Origin of the sequence: Haloarcula salina (assembly GCF_010119195.1) — an archaeon.
GTDB classification, from domain to species: domain Archaea; phylum Halobacteriota; class Halobacteria; order Halobacteriales; family Haloarculaceae; genus Haloarcula; species Haloarcula salina.
The window spans coordinates 1-24182 of the sequence record NZ_WRXL01000009.1 but is presented as its reverse complement, the minus strand read 5'-3'; the positions used below and the strand labels follow the sequence as shown (position 1 = coordinate 24182).

Below are 24182 nucleotides of genomic sequence, written 5' to 3'. Positions count from 1 at the left end.
CCCGCGCCGATATGTGGAGTAGATGGCGAACAGATCTCGTCGGCAGTTTCTCGCGTCGATCTCGGCGGCCGCAGTCACGGCCGCCGCGGGCTGTCAGAGTCCGGGGGCCGTGGGCACGGCCCGTCACCCCGTCTCCGACCCGATCACGTCCTGGCCGTCTTTTCGGGGGGGCCGATACAACACCGGCTACACGGGTGGGACTTCTTCGATCGGGTCGAGTCCGTCGGTCAAGTGGACTTACGACGCCGACGGTCCGTTCTGGGGGAGCCCGGTCGTCGCGAACGGGACCGTCTACATCGGCGGTACGGACAATTCGCTCTACGCGCTCGACGGCGAAACGGGAACGGAAGAGTGGACGTTCCCGGCGCGACACCGGATCGAGGCGACGCCGGCCTACAGCGACGGGACGGTGTACGTCGGGTCCTACGACAGGCATCTCTACGCCGTCGACGCCGCGGACGGAACGGAGCGGTGGTCTCGATCGTTCGACGGGCTGATCCGTGGCAGTCCGACAGTGTGGGACGGCTCGGTCTTCGTGGGCGTCGGGTGCCACAACCTGGCCTGTGCGTGGTACGCAGACGAGACCGACGTGCCGGAGAACGGCTGGATCTACTCGCTCGACGCCGCGTCGGGAGAGACGAACTGGCGCTACGAGGTCGGCACCGAGGTCGTGAGTAGCCCGGCCGTCACCGGCGAACTGGTGTATATCGGCGCGTCTGACGGGACCCTGTACGCACTGACGCCCGCGTCGGGCGACGTCGAGTGGAGGTACGACACGCGGGACATGATCTGGTCGAGCCCGGCTTTCGCGTACGAGACCGTCTTCATCACGGATTGGAACGGGAACGTCCACGCCGTCGACGCGGCGACCGGCGAGCAGGAGTGGCTCGCCGACACGGCCGGCCGGTACATCTCCGGGTCGGTCGCCGTCGACGAGGAGAGCGTCTACGTCGGCCACACGCCGTACAACACGCTCGACGATCCCACGACGAACCACGCCAAGGTCTTCTGCTTCGACCGAACCACCGGGACGGAGGAGTGGACCTTCGAGACGCCGGCCCTGGAGATCGGAAGCAGTCCGGTCGTGACGGACGAGCGCCTCTACGTCGGCAGTCACCGACAGACCGACGGCGAGGACGTTGGTGTTCACGCGCTCACGACCGAGGGTGACGAGGAGTGGTTCCTGGAGATCGGCAATCGGGGCGTCGGCTCCAGCCCGGCGCTCGTCGACGACGTGCTCTACTTCGGCGGGACCGACGCGACGGTGTACGCAGTCGAGTAGCGTTCGGAATACCGTTTGAAAAAGCAGTCACGGAAGACGGGCGCGATAGCGACCCGCCGACTCCGTTTCGAGCGACCGACGACCGGCCACTGGGCTACGCGTTCGGGACCTCGCCCGGCGGGAAGATCTCCGCGTCGTCGAGGTCGCGTATCTCGGCTTCCGGCCCGGGCGGGCCGTAGACGGCGATGAATCGGAGCGGTTCCCAGGACGTGTTGATCGTGCTGTGTTCCACGCCGCTCGGAATGAAGACCATCTCACCCGCGCCGACGGACCGCTCCTCGTCGGCGACGGTCTGTTCGCCCTCACCGCTGAGGAAGTAGAGTATCTCCTCGCTGTCCGGGTGGGTGTGTCGCTCGTGCCCCTTCCCGGGTTCGAGGACCACGACGCCGGCACTGAACTCCTCGGCACCCGTCACGTCGGGAGCGTTCAGCCACTTCAGCGTTCCCCAGTCCAGTTTGATCGTCTCGACATCGTCCGGGTTGACGAACCGCTCGTCTGCTACCATAACGTGTGGTATCGAACAGCAAGATATATTAAAGATTGTGGTCCGAACGACAGTCCGGTCGGTTCATCGCGTCGGAACATATCGAGAGCCGCACGGAGCCGGCGGTTCGTCGGCGCTGAACCCCAATCTTGATTAGGCATTCTACCGATTACCAGACTGGACTATGGAGTTCGCACGAACGGAGTCGCTAGAGCGGCTAGAGTCGACTGTACAGGACGACGAACCGATTATCGGGGCGGGGGCCGGGACCGGAATTTCGGCGAAGTTCGCCGAACGCGGCGGGGTCGATCTCCTCATTATCTACAACTCGGGCCGATACCGGATGAACGGGCGCGGGTCGCTGGCGGGACTGCTCTCGTACGGTGACGCGAACGAGATCGTACTGGAGATGGGCCAGGAAGTCTTACCTGTCGTCGAGGACACGCCGGTCCTGGCGGGCGTCAACGGCACCGATCCGTTCCGCGAGATGGACGTCTTCATCGAAGACCTCCGACGCCGGGGCTTCTCGGGCGTTCAGAACTTCCCCACCGTCGGACTGATCGACGAAGACAGCTCCTTCAGGAAGAACCTCGAAGAGACCGGGATGGGCTACGACAAGGAGATCGAGATGATTCGGGAGGCCAGCGAGCAGGGGATGCTCACCTGCCCCTACGTCTTCGACGAGTCACAGGCACGCGAGATGGCCGAAGCGGGTGCCGACGTCGTCGTCTCGCACATGGGCCTCACCACGTCGGGCGACATCGGGGCCGAGACCGCCCTGAGCCTGGACGAGGCGGCCGAGCGGGTCCAGGCTCACCACGACGCTGCGAAGAGCGTCAACGACGACGTGCTGGTGATCTGCCACGGCGGCCCCATCGCGTGGCCGGAGGACGCCCAGTACGTCCTCGACAACACCGACGGCGTCGTCGGCTTCTTCGGCGCGTCCAGCATTGAGCGTCTCGCCACCGAAGACGCGATCGAAAAACAGGCGCGCGAGTTCAAGGACATGACCGTCTCATGAGCCGACCGACGCGAACGAGGGGGCCGCGATGAGCGTCGTCATCGTCGGCACGCTCGATACGAAGGGCGAAGAGATCGGCTTCGCACGCGATGTCCTCGCCGCACAGGGCGTCGAGGTCCACCTGGTGGACGTCGGCGTGATGGGGGACCCGGAGATCGAACCGGATACCACGGCCGCCGAGGTAGCGGAAGCCGGTGGCTCCTCGCTCGCCGCGCTCCGCGAAGATGGGGACCGCGGAGCGGCGATGGAGGTCATGGGCGATGGCGCGGCAGCGATCGCGACCCGTCTTCACGAGGCCGGGACGCTCGACGGGATCCTCGGACTCGGCGGGTCGGGGAACACGTCTATCGCCACGAGTGCGATGCGTGCGCTACCCGTGGGTGTCCCGAAGCTCATGGTTTCGACGATGGCCTCGGGCGACACCGAGCCCTACGTCGGGGCCACCGACATCGCGATGCTGTACTCCGTCGCCGACATCGAGGGGCTGAACCAACTCTCACGGACGGTCATTTCGAACGCCGCGCTGGCGATGGTCGGCATGGTCGCCAACGACCCCGGCGTGGCGCTCTCCGAGAAGCCGACCATCGGGATGACGATGTTCGGCGTCACCACGCCGTGCGTCCAGGCGGCACGCGAGGTGCTGGAGGACCGTGGATACGAGACCATCGTCTTCCACGCGACCGGTACCGGCGGCCGGGCGATGGAGAATCTCATTCGGGAGGGCGTCATCGACGGGGTCCTCGACGTGACGACCACCGAGTGGGCCGACGAACTCGTCGGGGGCGTGCTGTCGGCCGGCCCCGACCGACTCGACGCCGCGGCCGAGCGGGGAATCCCGCAGGTCGTCGCTCCCGGCGCACTCGACATGGTCAACTTCGGCCCGCGTGATTCCGTCCCGGAGGAGTTCGAGGGTCGGACGTTCCACGTCCACAATCCGCAGGTGACGCTGATGCGAACGACGCCGGACGAGAACGCCGACCTCGGGCGCATCATCGCAGAGAAACTCAACGCCGCGACCGGACCGACGGCGCTCGCGCTCCCGCTCGGTGGCGTTTCGATGCTCGACGAAGACGGCGCGGAGTTCGACGACTCCGAAGCCGACGGGGCTCTGTTCGACGCGCTCCGCTCCAATCTCGACGAATCGGTGGAACTGATCGAGTCCGAGGCCGCGATCAACGACGACGCGTTCGCCCGGACGATCGCCGACAAACTCGACTCCTATATGCAGATAGAACGATCATAAATACAGGCATTCGAAGTTCATAGTTCCAAATCTCGTGTGTGAAAATGAGATATAGATTTCATATTCGGAATTTCATTACTTTATATGGGATATTCGGAGCCTTATCGGCACACGAGTTACATATTGGGCTGAAAACACGTGAAATATAGCTGTAATCTCCACGATCATCCCATTTCGCGGTGGCCCCGTTTATCGTCACTCCACACACCTGTGTTCTGCTATCGGGAACCAACGCGTGAGGGACGAGAGAGTTCCCCAATATACGGGGTCCCGGAGCCGTGAAACACGGCTTCTAGCCCTCTAGAGTCAACAACTATCCCCAAAATGAGCCTACACTCGATTTACGAGCCATGGATGCCAATGAGGGGGACATCCCGTCCCGGACGAGCGGAACCCATCACGGTACAGCTGACGGTGGCGATGCTGTCGTCGAATGCCCGCTCTGCGTGTTTTCGGGCACTGCCCAAGACGTCTACCGACACTTACAGACGTCACATCGGAAAAGCGAACTGTGCCGCGAGATACTCGTCGATGCGCCACAGACACAGACGTCCGGAGACTGAGCGAAAGCCTGCGATACCGGCGGCTCCGGTCCTCGCGTCGTGGCGCTACTGAAGCCTATCCGTTCCGGCCGCCGCTGGGTCCGGTGTTCGGGCCGGGCGGACACTTTCGGAAGTGTGTCTCATTTTCGCACAGTCGCTCAACTGTTATTGACCGCGACTGCATCAGTTCGTCTGATGGCGCGTCGAACTCGACGGCGATTCCTCGCCGCCGCGGCCCTTTCGTCGCTCGCCGGCTGTGTCGGACAGGACACGGCGGGGGACTCGACCGAGCCGCCCCCGAGCACCGAGTCGACGGATCCGACACCGCGACCGCAGGCAGTTCCGACTGCCGACGAGCGCCTTCCCCTCCCGATGGAACCGGCCCGTCTCCGCGAGCAGGCCCGCTCCGGCGGACCGCCCAAGGACGGCATCCCGTCCATCGACGAACCGGCGTTCGTAGACGCCGAGGCCGCGGATTTCATCGATCCCGGCGACCCTGTCTTCGGCGTCGCTCGGGACGGGACTGCGAAGGCGTACCCACAGAAGATCCTGGCCCATCACGAGATCGTCAACGACGAACTCGCCGGGACGAACGTCGCGGTCACGTACTGCCCGCTGACAGGGACTGTTCAGGGGTTCGAGCGCGGTCAAACGACCTTCGGTGTCTCGGGTCGACTGCTCAATGCCAATCTCGTGATGTACGATCGGGCGACCGAGACTTGGTGGCCCCAGATGCTCGCGACCGCGATTCCGGGTCCGTGGAACGAATCCCCACAGATACGCTCGCTCAGGGAATTCCGTCTCGTCTGGACGACCTGGGAGCGGTGGCGCGAGCACCGGCCAGCGACGCGGGTCCTCTCGACGGAGTCGGGCCACGCGCGGAACTATCAGCGCGATCCGTACGGGTCCTACAACCCGCGCAGGGGCTACTACGAAAGCGACTCGCTGCTGTTCCCGCCGCTGCACGAAAGCGACCGCTTCCCGCGCAAGACCGTCGTCATGGGGGCACGAACGCCCGACGGAGCGGTCGCGTTTCTGAAAGACGCCCTGGCGACCCGGCGAGTGATGACCGGAACACTCGGCACTGACCCGGCCCTCGCCGTCTACGACCCCCATCTCGACACGGGCTACGTCTATCTCAATCCGGCACAGCACGCCTACGAAGCGGACGGCGACGAGGTCGTCGGACCTGACGGGACGACCCACGCGCCCGGCGCGCTCCCGTTGGAGGAAATCCACACGTTCGACGCGATGTGGTTCGCGTGGGCGGGCTACTACCCGAACACCAACGTCTATGGGTGAGTCGTCGCTGATTCGACGGTCGAAGACGGCCGTGTCGAAAACGCACACGGCGACGGTACTGACCGTTCGCCGGCGGGACGCCCTTCTCGTCACCGTCACGGTGGCGGTCGGGTATCTGCTCGTCTACCTGTGGGCGCTGGGCCATCTCGCACCGGGGCTCGGTGGCTACGCCGTTTCGGTCGTCGACGCGCCCCTCTCGAAACTGTTTCGCCCCGCTCTCGGCCCGTTCTCGTTTACGCCGGTCGCACGCGTCCAGTTCGGTCCCGTGACCTATCTGTTCTCGTTCAATTCCGTTCTCGGCCTCGGACTCGCCGTCTTGGTCGGACTGAACTTCGGCCTGACCTACCTCGCGTGGACGCAACCGGCGGCGTGTGGGCTGGGCCAGTCGTCGTCCGGATTCCTCGCCAGTATCCCCGCGGTGCTGTCCGGGACCGCCTGCTGTGGCCCCGTCGTCTTGATCGTACTCGGTATCCAGGCGTCCGGCGTGCTGCTGACGACGTTTCAGTACCTGTTGCCGGTCTCCGCCCTTCTGCTGGTCGGGAGTCTCGTACTAGTCGGGCGACAGATCGATCCGCAGCGTCACTGACCACGTCCTTTAGGGGGCGTTGGCGGCGTACCGACCGTCTCAGTCGGATCCTATTCTACTGACGTGAGGAAGTGGGGATCGGGAGTCAGTCACCGTTGCGGCCAGGGGGATAACGGCGACGACGTTCGTCTCCCGAAGGGCATGATTTCTGGCGCTCACTGGCGACTATAGCGGCGGCCCGTCACCGAAAGCCGTCTCGACCGCATGAATTAGATAGGTCTAAATTCTATATTCGATAGTAACTACTATATTATTCGCCACAACAGAGACTAGTATCCAATGCACGATGCGAACCAGCCTCAATCGGAGTCCGGAATCTCGCGCAGAAGGGCCATTACGGCCGGTGCAGCCCTTCTCACCACCGGGATCGCCGGGTGCGCGAGCAGTAGCGGAAGCGACGACACCACCTCCGCGACCGGATCCAGCAGCGAGGGTGCGTCTGGAGACGGCCCCGTGGTCGTTGCGTCGTTCTTCAGTTTCTACGATTTCGCTCGTCACGTCGTCGATGGGACGCCAATTCAGGTGGACAACCTCGTCCCGACCGGCCTGCACGGTCACGGGTGGGAACCGAACGCCAGCGTCACGAAGGACATCATCGAGGCCGACGCGTTCCTCCACGTCGGTCCGGGGTTCCAGCCGTGGGCCGACCGCGCCATCCAGACGGTCGAAGACGACGGCGTCGACACGCAGTTGATCAACGTCCGCGAGGGCGTCGAACTCGTCGACCTCGCAGCGACCCTCGACCCCGACGAGGAGGGCGTGGGCGCACAGCAGGGCAAGGACCCGCACTTCTGGCTCGACCCCGACCGGGCGAAGACGTCGGTCGACAACATCACCGAGGGGCTCGTGCAACTCGCGCCAGAGCACGAAACCACGCTCCGGGACAACGCGGCGACGTACAAGTCTGACACACTCGAGCGGATCGATCAGGACTATCAGGCCATCTTCGATGCGGCCGAGCGGGACGTGGTCCAGTTGGCCGCTCACAACGCCTTCCAGTACATCGGCGTCAGATACGACGTGCAGATGGTTCCCCTCGTCACCAACCTCGCTGCCAGCGGCGACGTCAAGCCCTCGGACATCGCCGAGGCGAAGGACGTCATCAGGAAAAACGACATCAAGTACATCGCCAACGGCGTCTTCGAGTCGCGGCGGCCCGCCGAACAGTTGCTCGCCGAGACCCAGGTCGAGGGCTACTTCCCGGTCACACCGTACGCGGGCGTTCGGGAAGACTGGGTCGCGAACGACTGGGGATACGAGGAGATCGCCTACAACATCAACATGCCCACGTTCGAGGTCGTTCTCGGCACCAAGCGGCCCGAGGAGGCCGGACCGGACGGCTGGGCCGACGAGTGGATGAACTTCCAATGAGTGCACAGAAGACTTCGACCGCAGAGCGAACGAGGGCAGCGAGCACCACAGCGTCGGTCATCGAACTCTCCGACGTCGAGTTCGGGTACACGTCGACGCCGGTCGTCGAGGATATCTCGATTCAGATCGACCCCGGCGAGTACGTTGCGGTCGTGGGTCCGAACGGATCGGGAAAATCGACGCTGATGCGGTTGATGCTCGGGCTGGTCCGACCGGACGACGGAGTGGCCACGCTCTTCGGTGAACCGGCTCACAAGTTCGACGACGGATCCCGAATCGGCTACGTCGCACAGCACGCCAGTGCCTCGAAGGAGATGCCGATCACCGTCCGGGAGGTCGTGAAGATGGGCCGTTTCCCACACGTCGGCTACGGTCGCCTCTCCAGCGAAGACTGGGCTATCGTAGACGGGGCACTCGATACGGTCGGCATGACGGCGTTCGCCGATCGTCGCGTGACACAACTGTCCGGCGGCCAGCGCCAGCGGGCGTTCATCGCCCGTGCACTCGCCAGCGAGGCCGACCTGCTCGTGCTCGACGAGCCGACCGTCGGGGTCGACATCGAGTCGGTCGGCGCGTTCTACGAACTCCTGGATTCGTTGAATCGAGGCGGCATCACCGTCCTGCTCATCGAACACGACCTCTCCGCGGTCACCGAACACGCGGAACGCGTCATCTGTCTCAACCGCGAGGTCTACTTCGACGGGCCGACCGGGAAATTCGTCGAGAGCGACGCCCTCGCCCGCGCGTTCGGCACCGCAGCGAATCTGTTGGGTGAGTCTCGATGAGCCGAGGACTCGTCACGCCGCTCCAGACGGGGCCGCTGGAGCTACTTCTGGCCCCGCTGTACTGGTTCCTGCAGCTCTGGTCGGGATTCGTTTACTGGATCGGCCAGATGACCGGCTTCGAGCTGCTCCAGTACGGATTCATGCACCGGGCGATCCTGGTCGGACTGTGTATCGGCGTGATGGCCCCGCTCATCGGGACCTTTCTCGTCCACCGCCAACTGGCGCTGATCGGCGATGCGCTCGCTCACACCGGGTTCGCCGGCGTCGCCGTGGGGCTGTTTCTCAACGCCGTTCTCGACCTCGGGGTCTCTCCGTACTTGACGGCCGTTGTGGTCGCGATGATCGCGGCCCTCTTCATCGAACTCATCTCTGAGGCGACCGACGCCTACAACGACGTCTCGATGGCGATCGTCCTCTCGACCGGGTTCGCGCTCGGGACCACGCTGATAAGCATCAATGCGGGCGGGCTCGCCGTCGGAGTGAATCAGTTCCTCTTCGGGAATCTCGCGACGGTTTCCCAGGACAGCGCCGCCATACTCCTCGCCCTGTTCGTCATCGTCATCGGCGTGGTCGGACTCACTCGCAACCAACTGCTGTACGTCACCTTCGACGAGACCGCGGCGGCCGTCTCCGGCATCTCGGTCAGCTGGTACAACCGTATCATGGTGATGCTGACGGCGATGGTCGTGGTCGGTGCCATGCAGATCATGGGCGTCATCCTCGTCGCCGCGATGCTCGTCGTGCCGGTCGCCGGCGCGTCACAGGTCTCTCGGAGTTTCAACGAGTCCCTCCTCGTGTCCGTCGTTCTCGCCGAACTGGCCGTCATTCTCGGTATCGCCGTCTCCTACTACGCGGAGGCGACCGCCGGCGGTGTGATCGTCCTTATCGCAGTCACGGTCTACTCTCTCGCTGTTGTTGTCGGCAAACTCCAGTCGAGATTGGTCGCTGACTCCAACCCCGAGATGGGCAGTATCGAGGCCGGAGAGATCGACTAAATAGGAGCGCTGACAGATCCGTTCACGATCAGTATGTGCGGTAATTCTTGAGTCGCCTATTCGGCACGATTGCTACGAAAGAACGGCAATCGAGAGCGTATTGCCGACCTGTTTCCAGGATTCAACCGCGGAGAATAGAGCTGTTGTGTGGATTTATTCTACACTCTTACTTACCCGTCGGATCGGGTAATTTGCGAACGTACCTTTGTGCGCCGAGCGGTTCCCGGTGGAGCGAACGAGGAAACCCGAGGCGCAAGAATATCCGCGAAAAGGCTGAACGTGAGCGAAGCGAGCGTTCAGGTAACCGCACTCGCTCTGCTCGTTCGGATGCTCACTACACTACCGGACTGCCCACTTACTGCGTCCGATTGCTGATTTCTCTCTCGCTTACCGCAGAGAGCCCGGCTATGGTGGAATCCACTCTCTATTTCGCAGTAGCGGTAATTCGTGTATTCGGACTGTCCGAACCCGTGGGGAACTCCTGTAGATTGTGTATAGCAATATAGGATTTATGTACTCACTCGAAGAGTATGAATTCCGAACTGATGCGTAGAGAACACCACGAGTACCCATCGAGGCATACGGTGAAACGGTCACACGAGGATTTGTGTCACCGGTTCCAGGCACGATCGGTAGTGGAGGGCAGGCCGTGATGGGTACGGACCCGCCGGCGATCAAGACGTGCGTCCCAGTATGTACTTCCACAGCTCAAGCCGTACTGAAAGCCGGCAGTCAGGTCGGTTCGGGAAGTGGGCCACAGCGTGCGGTCGCCCACACTCGAACATGGAACGACACGCTTGTGCATGGTTCTTCCAGGGCTTCCAGCGCGGCTGATTGCGACTTCGTTTCTGAGTGAAAGGTCAGCTCGACTTGGTTCCTGAGTTTTGTGATTGCCACGTCGACTTCAGATCGGTCTCCAGATCGGTACTGTCGAATATCGGCAGCGTGTGTTCAGGTAGTCTCGATAGGACATCTCTCGGAGGCGACCAGCCATCTCGATCCACTATCTGCCGTAGCGGAGTCGAATAGATATGACGTGTTACTGGCCCGTGTAGCGAAGGCGAATAGGCTTCTCGTGTAGATATTCAGCATAGAAACGCTAGATAAGTAGACCATATAGACAGCCCATATCGCGACACTGAATAGTCGGCCCGTATAGCTGGCAATGTCAGTCAATCTAGAGAGTTGTTCCGATAGACTCATCTGTTTAGCTATACCATATGGCTATTCTAGCTGACTATACTTAACGACAATTCTTAGTAACTATGCCGTCTGACTAATCTTTATATCTGGCCGATGTGACTGTTCGAGCATGCTGACCTATACCGTGTACAGCGAGGCCGGCGGTGTCGGCAAGACGACGATGGCGGCGAACCTCGCCGTCGCCGACGCCCGAGCGGGAAACGACGTACTCGCGATTGACATGGACCCACAGGAGGGAAGTCTCTCGTACCTGTTCGACGTTGCCGACCAACGGACAGACTCTGACGCCGATAGCCTGGTCCGGCACCTGGTCGAGCGCCCACGGGGGCCGTTCGCTGACCTCGTTCAGACGGCCGAAGGTGTCGACGTGGTCCCGGCCCACAACTCGCTCGAAGTCCTCTCGAAGCACCTCCGGCGGCGTGAGGAGGAGGCCGCCGATTTCGGCGAGAACTGGAACCCGAACGTGCAGTTGCTTCGCGTGCTGAAGGGGGCCGACGTCCCCTCGGAGTACGACACGGTCATCGTCGACCCGCCCGCGACGGCCGACGTGAAACTCTACAACGCCCTGCACGCGACGCGGAATCTGGTCATTCCCTTCGAACCGAGCGGGAAGGGCCAGCAGTCCGTCGCCGGACTGGCCGACCTCGTTACCGGCCTCGAAGACACGCTGGACATCAACGTGGGCGTCCTCGCTGCCGTCCCGAACCGCTTCAAGGGGACGAACGACCAGGAGGAGATGCTCGAACGCCTCCGCGCCGAATCGTACGACATCCCGGTGGTGTTCCGCGAGCGAACGTCGCTATTGGAGGGGTGCTGGCGGAAACAGTGCTCGGCGTTCAGATACGTCGAGGAGCATCGCGACCGCGAGCGCGACTACGAACTGGAAACGCTGGAGCAGTTCGAGACGCTGGCCGCACAACTCCGCCAGACCCGCGAACAGGAGGCCACGGCATGAAATCAGGCTCCGGCGACGACCCCTTCGCGGAGGGGGACGGCGCAGACGAGACGGACGAGACCGGCGCTTCGGATAGCCCCGACGGCACGTCGACGGAATCCCCCGGGACGTTGCTCGAAACCGAAGTAGACGACGCTGAGAGCACCGAAACCAGCCAGCCCGAGATCCCCTACAAGTTCCGACGTGGATCGGTCAAAGAGGGACGGAAACAGCGCCCGATATTCGTCCGTCCGGAAGTCGAATCTCGGGAGACTGAGTTCATCCGGGCACTCGAAGACGAGGTCGACGAGGACGTGTACAAGACCGATGCACTGGAGGCTGCGCTCGTGGTCGCCATGGACCATCCAGATCTCGTGGCCGAGAAGCTTCGAGAGTGGGGATACGACTGGGACCGGGCGTAACGATTCTAACCAACTAATCCGCACACACCCTCTGAATCCCCCTCAGTCATCCCCTCCCACCTGCCGTAGCGATTAGTTCGGACACTCCTCTGGTGTGCCAGAACTGGCGAAAAAATTACTATCATAATAGTAAACTCATAAAAAGTTCTTTACCGTGCACCGTCCTCCGTGCACATACGATGAGTACGGATGTCCCTGGATCCGCCAATGCGGCCGGTCTCGAAACGGTTTTGGTTGGGGTCGGCGGTCGCGACGACGCCCGGGTCGACGCGCTCGTCGACGCTATCCGCGCAGTTGCGGGACCGAGCGACGCGACCGTCGTGATCGCACACGTGTTCGATACCGATTCGTACAGAGACGCTGTCGAGCGACTGCTCGACACCGAGGGAGGCGATATCGGCCCCGACGAGCTGGCCGCGCGGATGTCGGTCACCCGCGAGATCAGCGACCGACTGGAGGCCGACTCGATCGACTGTGAACCGCGTGCGACGACCGGGACGAGCGGGGAGGGCGTCGTCTCGCTCGCCGAAGACGTCGACGCAGACCTCGTGATCGTCGGTGGGAGACAGCGCTCACCGACGGGGAAAGCGATCTTCGGAAGCACGGCACAGGAGGTGATGCTCAACGCACCGTGTCCAGTCACCTTCGTCCGAGCCGGCGATTGAAAAGACGATAGCGGGACGCTTCCCGAAGGACCGGTCGTTGAGATATGTCGGAAAACTTTTACACGGATGCGAGTAATTTTTGAGCGGATGTCAATCGCCACGATACGGAACGTCATACGCGGTGACGGCGACCGATTCGTTTACGTTGTCTCAGCGATGGCTGCCCTGAACGGGCTGTTGTTTGGTTTCGACACCGGAATCATCTCGGGCGCGTTCCTGTTCATCCAGGACTCGTTCGTCATGTCCCCGCTCATCGAGGGGATCATCGTGAGCGGTGCGATGGCCGGAGCGGCCGCCGGTGCGGCCGTCGGAGGCCAACTGGCGGACCGGCTCGGGCGTCGACGGCTCATCTTCATCGCAGCCGGCGTCTTCTTTCTCGGGTCGTTCACGATGGCCGTCGCTCCGAACATCCCCGTGCTGATCGCGGGACGGCTGATCGACGGGGTCGCCATCGGGTTCGCGTCGATAGTGGGCCCGCTGTACATCTCCGAAATCGCCCCGCCAAAGATTCGCGGGGCGCTCACGTCGCTGAATCAGCTCATGGTCACGACGGGGATCCTCCTCTCGTACTTCGTCAACTTCGCGTTCGCGGACGCGGGCGCCTGGCGCTGGATGCTCGGGGCCGGAATGGTCCCCGCCGTTGTGCTCGCCGTCGGCATCCTGAAGATGCCCGAGAGCCCGCGCTGGCTCTTCGAACACGGACGGAAAGACGAGGCCCGCGCCGTCCTCCAGCGGACTCGACAGTCCGGCGTCGAGACCGAACTCGACGAGATCTCCGAGACCGTCGAGAAGCAGTCTGATACCGGCCTGAGCGACCTGTTCGCGTCGTGGCTCCGGCCGGCACTCGTCGTCGGCCTCGGACTCGCCGTCTTCCAGCAGATCACCGGTATCAACGCCGTGATTTACTACGCACCGACCATCCTCGAATCGACCGGATTCGGTGGCGTGACCTCGATTCTGGCCACGGTCGGCATCGGGACGATCAACGTCGTGATGACGGTAGTCGCCATCGCGCTGGTCGACCGCGTAGGTCGTCGCCGCCTGCTCATCGTCGGGGTCGGCGGGATGGTGGTGACGCTCGCCATCCTCGGAACGGTGTTCTACCTCCCCGGGTTCGGCGACGTGCTCGGTATCGTCGCGACGGCCAGCCTGATGCTGTTCGTGTCCTTCTTCGCCATCGGGCTCGGTCCGGTGTTCTGGCTGCTCATTTCAGAGATCTATCCCCTCTCTGTGCGGGGGTCTGCAATGGGCGCAGTCACCGTCGCGAACTGGGGCGCGAACCTCCTCGTGTCGCTGACGTTCCCCGTGCTGACGGCCAACATCGGAACCCACTGGACGTTCTGGCTGTTCGGACTCTGTAGTCTCGTCGGCCTGGCGTTCGTCTACCGTCTCGTTCCCGAGACCAAGGGCCGAACGCTCGAGGCGATCGAGAACGACCTGCGAGAGAACGTGTCGCTGGCCGACTGAGCGGCGGTTTCCGTACCGAAATTCGGTCGGGACGGCCCACGTCCCGCCACTCAGCTACGTCGTCCTGCTGCGGAGCGAGTCGATCTCGTCGAGTGCCTCCGTCGCAACGTCACCGAGCTCGCCGGCCTCAATGTGGGAATAGCGCTCGCGGACCATCTCTTCGGAGTTGTCCAGATACCGGGCGGCGACCGTGTATCCGAACGCTCTGACGAGCACCTCACCCATTCCCCGGCGGCCACCGTGCGGTGCGAGGTAGTCGTGCTTCGGGTGATCGACGTCGATTTCGGCGGCGTCAGAGAGTCTCTGGAGGATGCGTCGTGCTCCGTCCGTCGTGAGCGACGGCGGCCGAATGTCCTTCTCGAGAGCCAGCAAGAGGTCGCGAGCGTAGTCGTCTCGTCGCTCGTCGATGGCGTCCGTCTGGAGCCCCCGATCCGCCAGCTCGTCTCGTACGTGCGTCGCGAGGGTCTGTTGACCGAACGTCGGGAACACCGGCCACCGGTCCGTCGGCGGGTCCATGAGCGTTCGATAACTCCGCAGCGGCGATAGTACCGGGTCGGGAAGGCTCGCGGCGTCCCACTGCTGTTTCTTCCGATAGACGTCCATACTGCCGTCTTCGAGCGAAATTTCCTCCCATCGGACGCCGCGCCGCCGCGGATCGTTCGGATCCCGGAGCAGTTCGCCGACGCGAACGGCCGTGTACGCGAGCACGAACACGAGCGACCGATCTCGGGCCGCCTTCAGGGCCTCGTACCGCGCCCGCTGCTTGTCGAATGCGTCCGTCTCCGCGGGGAGCGTCGTGTACCCCTCGATGGCCTTGCGTGCCCGTTCGTCGACGTACCGAGTGATCGCGTGGCGCTGCTCGGACGTCCAGGCCTGCTGATCCCCGGGTTTTCGGCCGTCGTCCTCGGGCAGTGGCGCCGTCGCACTCGCGCGCTGTGCGTAGTGGGCTTCGAGATAGCCCTCGTTGACGCACCAGCCACACCACGCAGAGATATAGCGGTAGTAGGTCTGTACAGTGTTCTGCTTGAGTCCGCGGTCACCGGCGAGGTGACGGGCGTACTCCCTGAATACTCGCTCGTCGAGGTCCCCGAAGGCGGGCGGGCGGTCGACATCGTCAGGGGCGATCCCAGTCCAGTGTTCGGGACCGCGTCTTCCGCCGGCCCAGTCGGCGAACCGTTCGAGTTCGCGAGCGGCGTTCCGTCGGTAGTTCCCGCCGTCGCCACCGCGACCCTTGCCCTTGTCCTGCAGATAGCGCTCGAAAGTCTCCTCGAGACGCGTCGAGAGCGGTCGCTCAGCCATCGACCCCTCCCTCCAGTCCCCACGAACCCGGTCCCGGCGGCGTTACCCAGGGGGTAGCGTCGATCTGCGGCGGTTGCAGCATTCGTGCGTACCCGACGGCGGCAGGGTACTTCAAACTGGTCGTGATTATCAGAGTAATCACGAGTAAGCAGTATTTCGCCAGATGTCGCGAAAACGGACGCATACAGCACTCATCTCCGAGAATGTGTTTTTATAAATCATATAGTGCTATATGAAATAGTACTGTGGGAGAGTTGAGACTACACAGGGTTTAGCGGGGCTGTAATGCATCTATTTGGACGAATTGCCGAACAGATACTGCCCCAGATTAGCTCTCAATCAGCCATTCATGTTGTACTACTAACTATATTGCCGGCTTCCGAAGATTTTCGATAGTGTAGCCACTCAGAATCCGCATTCACCTGGATTGAGTCGGCTCTCTACCCGATTCCGGTTTCTTTCTTCAACAGAGTTAGCGTGTTGTCGGCTGTCACAATTGGCGAGTGTTCGTATTCACCGGTCAATTCGACCTGCACGAGTAGATCCACCGCTCGCCAGATCGAGTACAGCAGACACGCAAACGCGAAATAGAAGAGTCGCAGTCCGAAATGTTTCGACGTCGTTGCGGCCATGAATCGCTTGATCGACTTGTAGCCGCTTTCGATTTCCCAGCGATACCCGTACTCGGTGAGATAGGCGCTGCTGGTGTTCGTCATGAACACCGAGTACTGCCGGTGATCATCGTATTCAGAATCCTCCTTCCGCCGGTAGATCAGTGTCGTCTCGTGCCACTCGTTCTTTCCGAGATGAAGTTTCCTGTCGGTCTCGTACCGATCTTGGCCGCGCTGCAAGAGTCGCTTGGCTTGGGCTTTCTCGCTGGTTTGCATTCGTTTCGGCACGACATAGGAGAGGCCGCGCTGGCTAATCATCTCCAAAACGTGCTGGCTGTCGAATTCCCGATCCATCAGTACGTTATCGACATGCACAGCTGCTTCAGCCGAGTCCAAGAGATCCTCGACGATTTCCTTACGCGTGTCCCCTTTCTGGACTGGCCGTGCGTCTAACACGATTGGGACGGCGTTGCCGACTAACTGGACCGTCGCCCACTGATAGGCGTATTCATCAGTCTGCTCTTTCGTCCCGATGATTTCGTCTTCATGCCCAGTCCTATCGCCTGTGAACGGGTCGGCTTCCGTAATATCGATAGCGACGATACCCGCTCGAACGAATTCCTCTCTCCCTGCTAACTCGTTCAATAGACGGTCAATTGCTTGCCGATACATCTCCCGAATCTGTTCAATCGACAGGTTGCGGATGTGCTCGCGATGAGCGTGACCCAGCGGTGTCCGATCCCGGGTCGATTCATAGACGAAGCTTCGGGCTCCTTCGTTAGCAGCCAGCCCCTCACGAAGTCCGAGATGCGTTTGTAAGTCCCAGTAGGCGTTCTCATGGATCTCACAGCCGTCGTCTCGATTCAGTGAGAAGGCTGGGAAGACGACATGGCTGACATGGTCCGTAATCGATGCTGCTTCGTCGAGGATAGCTTGGTCACTAGTGTCTGATTCTTCCTCGTCACGCTGAAATGGAAGGCGTCGGTCTGGTTCATGAGGGACAGCAACACCTGCGTCTTGGGCTTTGATTAGAACCGTCCGCGCAGTTGTCTCAATTGTCTCACGAAGCTCTGCAGTGAGGCGTTCGTTCCATGTACGCCACAGCGTCGACTGGTCCGGGACTGTCTCTATGCCTAGCTGCTCACGGAGGTCAGGGTGGGTACTGATGTAGGTGACAAGTTCCGTCTCGTGGGTCCAGCCATGAATTTCTTTGAGCAGAAACAGTCGGAACAGTTGGTCCATCCCGTACTGGGTTGCTCCAGAATACCGGTCGTGTGGTCGAAACTGAAAATATGCTACTGGGTAGTGAGACACGAACTCGTCGACGGAATTGTGGGCCTCGTGGTCGAACCATGTGGAGGCAACAGTCCGGATGTCTTCTTCCAGGCCGCAGGGAGAACTCTGGTCGTACAGTGGTGTCGAATCATATGCTGGCCATTCAGCGTATGACTGCTGTGCGATTCGTCGAAAGACACTGCGTTGAGAATAGCAACTCGCGACCACTACGAAATACTGGCCACGACACCCCCAAAAATTCGTCTAACTGGTCATAGAAAAAACATATATAGTTCTGTAATAGTGAGAATAATATGAAACGTCGAGATGTTTTGACTGGCACTGCTATTATTTTACCTTTCATTTCTGGGTGTGCAGAAGATAGTCTAGGAAGTGATTCCCAATCTGAAACATCAGACGAATCAACAGTGAATGATGGTCAATCCACCATCACAGCCGAACCTGCACGACCTAATCGAACTGAGGTGAATTCGAAGGGTCCTACACGTGGTACAAGTCAGGTTGATCTGGAGATCGAAGTACAAGAGACAGATGACCAAGTCCAACATATTGCAGAAAACAATACCGTCAGGTACGTGGCCAAATGGCGACGCACAAATGACGGAGCAGTAGAAGGTGGTGACGCACCCACACGAGAACCAGTTTACGAGACGGTTCCATTCAGCCAATGGGCAACGACGCAGTCTGTCTCAGCAGCCGCCAAAGAGGCTGCTGATCATATCGAACAAGAACTTGGTATCGACCAAATCAGTAGTGGCGTTACAAGATCAATCGAAAGCGGGGATGTTGCTGCCATTGTTTCTGTCCAGACTGTCGTCAATCAAGATGGTGATCCGGTGAGTCAAACAGCTATATCGTTCGAATCACTCGTCAAAACAACACCTTCTGCCGCGAATGTGACATACCTACTTGAGAATCAGGAATATGAGATGGATGTGCCGGTCTATGCTAGCTATAGCGTGATACAACAGAATAATGAGTAAACAGGTCCCCTCCTTCTCTCTACTGTACACCTGCTGGTGCGGGTTTGACTTGTGGCGGTGGTACGAGGACGACCAAATACTGTGATTCGGCAGGTCCACAACCGACAGATCGTTCCGATGCATTGAGAGCGCCAGTCTCAACTACCAGCACTGTGTGGAAGTTGAGACTACAGCGGGTTAAGCGGGACTGTAATGCGTGATTTCGGACGGATTGGCACTGAAATCACAGTGTCGCGACAAACGTCCCCTGGCGACAGCGGGACCGACAGCAGTTAGAACTGGTGGACTGAGGCGAGAAATCGCCGATCGTGTATGTCTATGTACGGTGAATTTCGTGCGCTCGTTCTGATGTGTATGGTTCACAACAACAAGCAGTCGCTGACACCGTGAAATCAAGCTCAGTCTGGTGATTCACCACGGCCCTTCAGGGTGATGTCGCGTGCTTCAAAATCTTCTAAAAATGCCTTGTACCCGCCGACAGTAAACGTTTCATCGGCTGTTTCAACGACGAACGACTCCTGGGTGGGGAACTCGTTCGAGAAGGGGCGTACAAGACTTTGCTTTACGTCAATAATAGTTCCAGTTGTCGTCTTGAACGCGTCCTCGCTTTGGGTTGGTCGGACTTCTATCTCAGCAGTAACTGGCTGCCCATCCATCAAATACAGCGTTGCTTCGAACACTGCGTGGCGGAAACTAGTGAACGTTCTCGGTAACGGCTCTCTCTCTGCGACGTGGGCTTGCTCGCCCATGGGCCAATAATTTGCGATAAACGAGTCGAACAGCGAGGAGACGATGTGTTCCTCCGCGTGGTATATCGCGTAGTCGTCTGAATTCGAGTTTAACACGGCGTCGGCTGACGAGACGATTCCGTCTGAGCGGTCGATGGTAAGAGTAACTGGCGCGGGTGCGTTCCACGTCTGCACAACGTTCGCTATCGACTCGCTGATCGGGACCTCACCGTCGTATTCTGTTACCAATAGCATACAGAACACGCTACGGTCCTGTGCTGCCTGGAGTGAGTCCTCGACTCTATGGAGCGCCGAGGCAGGAAGCGCGAGGATAATCTCTTCGGTTGCAGAATCGATCAAATCAACAAGCTGGGAGAGTATCGTGCGTCGCGATTTGATGATACTGAACCGCTGTTGTTCGTAGCTCTCCGAATCGAACAGGTCGTCCAGTTGTGTCTCAATAGTCTGTAACTGAGAGACGAGATTTTCGATGCCCTCCGAGGGCGGAATCGCCCGGAGCTGTGTCGGTTGGACGTGATCGTCGATCTGGATGAGATTACGTTCCTCTAGCTTTCCAACGATATCGTACGCATAGCTCTTCGATATATCTGTTTCGTCGGAGATCACGCGAATCGTCGTGGATCCATTCTGGAGAATCGTCACGTAGGCGAGCGCCTCTTTCTCCGAGAGACCAAAACGAGTGAGATTATCGACGATGTCGTCCTCAACCATGGTCAATCGTTGGGCAGATATCGAAGATAAAACTTAGTATCAACACGGGTCGTCGTCACGACGATCATCAGCGTGTGCCCGACTGACGGTCCACTGCAGAGTCCGCGTTTCGCGTACTCCGAGCCGCATACGTTGCGAGTCGAATCGCGTGGGACCAACCGAGTGGTGTTGCACTATCCGGCGTACCGGAATCGAAGAACTGTTCTGGCAAGTATCCCGAAGAGAGACAGAGCGACCCTGTAAGATCAATTTCAGTAAACAGACGGTCAGACCACGCCGTCGGGTCGAACTGCTGAGACGTCGTCGAGAACAGTCGAATCGCGTTTTCGGCCGCGTATGCGCCCCAGCCAGTCGAGACGGTCCAAATCTTTCCACTTGCTTGGTTTCGTCGACGCCACGTATCCTCTTCGAACCGCGTCAATCCGCGAATAGCGTCCGTCTCCGTCCAGAGACGCTCGAACGCAGTCTCGAGGTGAGTTGCCAGTCTGCAGTATCGCTCATCGCTGATATCGCCTACGTCCCTGTAAGCCAAGTGCGCGTCTATCAGCGAGAACGTGGTACTGTCGATCCGCACGTCCAGGTCCTCATCGGCCAAACGAAGCCCGTAAATTTTCCCGTCGGGGCACCACATCGTCTCGAGTGCCTCGTAGATTCTCCCCGCTTGCGCTGCTGCACGGTTCTGTAGGGTTGCGGGCAGCGGCGCAGTCGCAATAGTACTGTATGCCTGCATGAACTTCGCAGCGGTATGCGTGAACCGGCCGTTCATATTCTCCCATGCGTTCTCGCATTCGGTCGGTAATCCGTCCGTTTCCAGCGAGATGTCCATCCCTTCTACTCCCAGTTCCAGTGCGGTCTCGATATCTTTGGTCGTGTCTTTCGGGAGCGACTCGTGGTGCGTAGCGAGGTATTCTGCGAGGAAGACGAGGACGCTTGCAGTCTGGTCGGCTTGATACTGTGTTTCGGACCCCTCCACGTGCCCGTTTGCCCAGCCGGGTGCCAGCCGACCGTTCATCGGCCACACACGGTGGGGCCAACGACCGTCGTCCAGTTGCGTCCGGAGATAAAATCGGGCGCTCTTGCGGTGTCGATTCTCTATGTCGAGACCGAGCCTCTCGCCGGCCTCTAAGAGAAACGTCGAGATCTCCCCATCGTCCCGGAACCAAGTGTACCCGTAGCCGCCGGAGTACTGATAATACGGATCGAAATCGGGACCTGCTATTCGGGCACCCGTCGGCGCAGACAACAGGTCGAGGACGTGGAGGTCCGTTTGGACGAGTTGGTCCGTGATGTCCGGTGTCTGTCTCGACTGTTGGGCAGCGGTGAGTAACTGCGATGGTTCGCTGTAGCGCTGTGTCCGGTCAGCGACGTGCTTAAGACTGGCAGACCGTGATTGCTCCTCGATGTCCGACAGTGTAGTGATGACAGTTGTCCGTCCATCTTCGAATTCGGTGCGGAATCTCACACCTCCAGTGAGACGGCTCCCCTCATAGCTTTCGGATTCACCCTTTCGCGGGAACGACTGGGGCTCGTCAGCAAGAATTTCGTCGAACTTCTCCATCACTTCTGGCGTAATTTCCAGTTCTGTCGATGCCCCCAGATAGTCGTGCTCCCGGTTGTGATACACTTCGACGAGTTCGTCGTCATGAACCAACTGTCCGATTCGTCCTTCCTGCCCCTCCGGAGTCAGCTCCACGAATCCGACGAGTTCGATAGAGTCCGGTGCCTCGCCCCGGAGTTCGAACGCGGTCGCATGCGTGAGACCGTTGGTGAAATCGCGCTGTACGACCTCGAACTTCTCGAAGTTGTGGATGGTCTCAACGGTCCCTTCATGCAACGTCTGTGACGCCCTCTCGAGCGTATCGAACCACTCGATTGTCTGGTCAAGTCGAACGCCAAACCGGGACGAGGAGAGCCCGTGGAGTCCAGATAGTGGATACGAATAATCTCGAACCGAACCGGATGGATCAACGTGTATCAGCCGTTGCGTCGAACCAGTGAACTGCCCCAACTGTGTGCGCTGTTCGCCCGGAAATACCTCTGCCGCCTCTTTGTTTCGCTTGTAATCATCGAGTGACCGTCGGAGTCCCATGTCAGAATAGCAGCGAACTGCAGATAAAGTTCTTGTGATGTCTCAACTCAAATCCCTAATCTATAAGTAGGCATATTTTGATTGACAAAGTGAGCGATGTCAGAGAACTCAGAGACCGGCAGAAAACGGAGTAGCATTTCGCGGCGGCGGTTCGTCGCGGGAGCGGGTGCATCGGGGATAGCAGCTGGCCTCGCTGGCTGTGCAAGCATGTTCAACGGCGGCGAGAGCGATGGGAACGCCACGGGTACACAGACTGGTGCCGCTGGAAGCGGAGAGACGACGACTGTGACGTGGGGGTTCGACGCGACGGTGGTACAGGACCACGCTGACGAAGTTCGCGATGCACTGCACGACAAGGGCGGCCTTTCAGATAATATCCGAATCAAGTTCACCCAAGGACAACCCGACAGCGGGAAGCGACGGGCCAACTACAACCGGCTCCTGAGCTCACAGGAGACTAAACCGGACATGTTCATGATGGACAACGGGTGGGTGAACATCTTCATTCAACGGGGGCAACTCGCCAACCTCTCAGAGGTTCTCGCGGACGACATGCTCTCAACCATCGAGTCGGAGTACTTTAGCGGCTTCACGGAAACGGCCATCGATCCGTCGAGTGGCGACCTCTTCGGTGTCCCACTCTATCCTGATTATCCGACGATGCTGTACCGGAAGGACCTCGTTGAGCAAGCTGGATACAGCCCTGAATCCGAGAACTGGGCCACCGAACCGATGACCTGGAAAAAATGGTCGAACATTGCGGCTGATACCGTTGATGCGACAGACGTCAAATACGGCTTTACTACCCAGTGGGACATCTATGAGGGGACCGCCTGCTGTACGTTCAACGAGGTCATGTCTTCGTGGGGCGGCGCGTACTTCGGCGGCCGTGAGAACCTCTTTGGCCCGGTCGGCGACCGACCCGTCACAGTCGATTCCGAACCGGTTATCAACTCACTGAATATGATGCGGAAGTTCGTTCACGACGAGGACTTCGACAATCTCGAAGGCTACGGCGGCGGCTTCACGCCCACGAACATCCTCGGCTGGATAGAAGACGGGTCGCTCGCACCGTTCCTCGATGGGAACGCCCTCTTCCATCGCAACTGGCCCTACGCCATCAATCAGGCTGCCTCGGAGTTTGGCGACGACCTCGGAACAATGCCAATCCCCTATGCCGTTTCGGAGAGCAACGCCGAGTTCCAGGGGACTGGTGGAACGACATCGGCACTGGGTGGCTGGCATATTACCGTCAACCCCTACAGCGAGCGACTTGACGCGGTCAGCGAGGTCATCCGAGCCACAATGAAGCCAGAGATCCAACTGTTCCTACTAGAGATGGAGGGGTGGCTCCCACCACGGGGCAGCCTGTTTAACTCCGACAAAGCGTCGAATATCGATCCGATAGGCGACTACATGGACACGCTGCGTCTAGCTGGCGAGAATACGATGGCACGTCCAGTCACCGCAGTCTGGAGCAATCAGTCCAGCAAAATTGCTCAGCAAGCGAACCGCGCGGTCAATCAAGACGTCCCGTCCTCGGAGGCGATGGCTACTCTGCAGTCTGGGTTGGAGCAAACCGAGAGCAGCAACTAACGCTGCGGACCGATTTTCCAACTACCGAGACACAATCCATGCAAACTACATTATCAGGAGGTCACTCGTGAGTCCAGAGTCAACGACCCACCAGTCACGGGAATCACATCGTTCGGGACTCCTCGTCGGTCTGATGAGGCGGTTAGAGACCTTGAGCGACACGCAGTACGCGTATCTGCTATTGTTGCCGGTATTTCTCCTGCTGGGCGTCGTCGCCCTCTATCCGCTGTTGCGGACGTTCGAGCTGTCGCTGTACGCCCTCTCAATTGACCTCTCGAGCAGAACTTTCGTCGGACTGGAAAACTATATCCAACTGTTCACGGGCGAGAAGAATCAGTTTCTCCCGGGCGGGACTACGTTCCTCCCGTCAAACCTCGAGTTCACCAGTCTGTTAAACAGCGCGTTAGTCATCACAATCACCTTCGCCGTGGTGAGCGTGCTGTTCGAGACGCTCATCGGTCTGGGCCAGGCGCTCATCCTGGACCAGGACTTCTACGGCCGGCGGTGGGTCCGCGCGGCCATCATCATCCCGTGGGCGGTGCCCAT

General features: G+C 60.1%; 19 protein-coding genes and 1 pseudogene. 15 read left to right on the top strand and 5 right to left on the bottom strand.

The window, feature by feature from the left end; all coding sequences use genetic code 11:
- The first annotated feature begins 22 nt into the window (after nucleotides 1-22).
- On the top strand, nucleotides 23-1282 hold the full coding sequence (locus GM656_RS18240) for an outer membrane protein assembly factor BamB family protein (RefSeq protein ID WP_162415142.1): 1260 nt from the start codon (nucleotides 23-25) through the stop codon (nucleotides 1280-1282).
- Nucleotides 1283-1376: 94 nt separating this feature from the next.
- Here the strand turns inward: GM656_RS18240 and GM656_RS18235 are convergent, their stop codons facing one another.
- Nucleotides 1377-1787: a cupin domain-containing protein gene (locus GM656_RS18235; RefSeq protein WP_162415141.1), complete on the bottom strand. Its 411-nt coding sequence runs from the start codon at nucleotides 1785-1787 to the stop codon at nucleotides 1377-1379.
- 163 nt (nucleotides 1788-1950) lie between these two features.
- Between GM656_RS18235 and GM656_RS18230 the strand changes: the two genes are divergently transcribed.
- The 11 genes from GM656_RS18230 (at nucleotide 1951) to GM656_RS18180 (ending at nucleotide 14302) form a co-directional block, all read left to right on the top strand.
- On the top strand, nucleotides 1951-2787 hold the full coding sequence (locus GM656_RS18230) for a phosphoenolpyruvate hydrolase family protein (RefSeq protein ID WP_162415140.1): 837 nt from the start codon (nucleotides 1951-1953) through the stop codon (nucleotides 2785-2787).
- Nucleotides 2788-2815: 28 nt separating this feature from the next.
- Nucleotides 2816-4030, top strand: coding sequence for a Tm-1-like ATP-binding domain-containing protein (locus GM656_RS18225; protein ID WP_162415139.1), 1215 nt, complete (start codon nucleotides 2816-2818; stop codon nucleotides 4028-4030).
- A 737-nt stretch (nucleotides 4031-4767) separates the two neighbouring features.
- The gene (locus GM656_RS18220; protein ID WP_162415138.1) at nucleotides 4768-5874 is read left to right on the top strand and encodes a DUF3179 domain-containing protein; all 1107 of its coding nucleotides are present in this window, start codon (nucleotides 4768-4770) and stop codon (nucleotides 5872-5874) included.
- A 31-nt stretch (nucleotides 5875-5905) separates the two neighbouring features.
- Nucleotides 5906-6460 (top strand): hypothetical protein, encoded by a 555-nt coding sequence (locus GM656_RS18215; RefSeq protein WP_241692817.1) that lies wholly within the window; start codon nucleotides 5906-5908, stop codon nucleotides 6458-6460.
- 279 nt (nucleotides 6461-6739) lie between these two features.
- Entirely contained in the window at nucleotides 6740-7831 is a 1092-nt protein-coding gene (locus GM656_RS18210; protein ID WP_162415136.1) for a metal ABC transporter substrate-binding protein, read from the top strand.
- A complete protein-coding gene (locus GM656_RS18205; RefSeq protein ID WP_162415135.1) occupies nucleotides 7828-8616 on the top strand; it encodes a metal ABC transporter ATP-binding protein in 789 nt (262 codons plus the stop codon). The genes GM656_RS18210 and GM656_RS18205 overlap by 4 nt, the downstream gene beginning before the upstream one ends.
- The gene (locus tag GM656_RS18200) at nucleotides 8613-9611 is read left to right on the top strand and encodes a metal ABC transporter permease (protein ID WP_162415134.1); all 999 of its coding nucleotides are present in this window, start codon (nucleotides 8613-8615) and stop codon (nucleotides 9609-9611) included. Before GM656_RS18205 ends, GM656_RS18200 begins: the two co-directional genes overlap by 4 nt.
- A 1312-nt stretch (nucleotides 9612-10923) precedes the next feature.
- Nucleotides 10924-11769 carry a ParA family protein gene (locus tag GM656_RS18195; protein ID WP_162415133.1) on the top strand — a complete coding sequence of 282 codons (846 nt, stop codon included), beginning with the start codon at nucleotides 10924-10926 and terminating at the stop codon, nucleotides 11767-11769.
- Nucleotides 11766-12170 carry a hypothetical protein gene (locus GM656_RS18190; protein WP_162415132.1) on the top strand — a complete coding sequence of 135 codons (405 nt, stop codon included), beginning with the start codon at nucleotides 11766-11768 and terminating at the stop codon, nucleotides 12168-12170. Before GM656_RS18195 ends, GM656_RS18190 begins: the two co-directional genes overlap by 4 nt.
- Nucleotides 12171-12349: 179 nt before the next feature.
- Nucleotides 12350-12835 carry a universal stress protein gene (locus GM656_RS18185; RefSeq protein WP_162415131.1) on the top strand — a complete coding sequence of 162 codons (486 nt, stop codon included), beginning with the start codon at nucleotides 12350-12352 and terminating at the stop codon, nucleotides 12833-12835.
- A gap of 87 nt (nucleotides 12836-12922) precedes the next feature.
- Nucleotides 12923-14302, top strand: a complete 1380-nt coding sequence (locus tag GM656_RS18180; protein WP_162415130.1) for a sugar porter family MFS transporter — start codon at nucleotides 12923-12925, stop codon at nucleotides 14300-14302.
- Between the two features lie 54 nt (nucleotides 14303-14356).
- Here GM656_RS18180 and GM656_RS18175 read toward each other — a convergent pair whose 3' ends face one another.
- The gene (locus tag GM656_RS18175) at nucleotides 14357-15601 is read right to left on the bottom strand and encodes a phage integrase SAM-like domain-containing protein (RefSeq protein WP_162415129.1); all 1245 of its coding nucleotides are present in this window, start codon (nucleotides 15599-15601) and stop codon (nucleotides 14357-14359) included.
- Nucleotides 15602-16041: 440 nt separating this feature from the next.
- On the bottom strand, nucleotides 16042-17715 hold the full coding sequence (locus tag GM656_RS18170; protein WP_162415128.1) for a transposase: 1674 nt from the start codon (nucleotides 17713-17715) through the stop codon (nucleotides 16042-16044).
- 86 nt (nucleotides 17716-17801) lie between these two features.
- On the opposite strand from GM656_RS18170, the gene GM656_RS18165 reads away from it, so the two are divergent.
- Nucleotides 17802-18491: a hypothetical protein gene (locus GM656_RS18165; protein ID WP_162415127.1), complete on the top strand. Its 690-nt coding sequence runs from the start codon at nucleotides 17802-17804 to the stop codon at nucleotides 18489-18491.
- A gap of 398 nt (nucleotides 18492-18889) precedes the next feature.
- On the opposite strand, the gene GM656_RS18160 is transcribed toward GM656_RS18165, so the two are convergent.
- Both GM656_RS18160 and GM656_RS18155 read right to left on the bottom strand, forming a co-directional pair.
- Nucleotides 18890-19951, bottom strand: a complete 1062-nt coding sequence (locus GM656_RS18160) for a TrmB family transcriptional regulator (protein WP_162415126.1) — start codon at nucleotides 19949-19951, stop codon at nucleotides 18890-18892.
- A 67-nt stretch (nucleotides 19952-20018) separates the two neighbouring features.
- A complete protein-coding gene (locus GM656_RS18155; protein WP_174243006.1) occupies nucleotides 20019-22040 on the bottom strand; it encodes a glycoside hydrolase family 15 protein in 2022 nt (673 codons plus the stop codon).
- Between the two features lie 96 nt (nucleotides 22041-22136).
- Here GM656_RS18155 and GM656_RS18150 point away from each other — a divergent pair, with 96 nt between their 5' ends.
- Nucleotides 22137-23636: an extracellular solute-binding protein gene (locus tag GM656_RS18150; RefSeq protein WP_162415125.1), complete on the top strand. Its 1500-nt coding sequence runs from the start codon at nucleotides 22137-22139 to the stop codon at nucleotides 23634-23636.
- Between the two features lie 133 nt (nucleotides 23637-23769).
- A pseudogene (locus GM656_RS18145) lies at nucleotides 23770-24182 on the top strand (sugar ABC transporter permease); the annotation flags it as partial.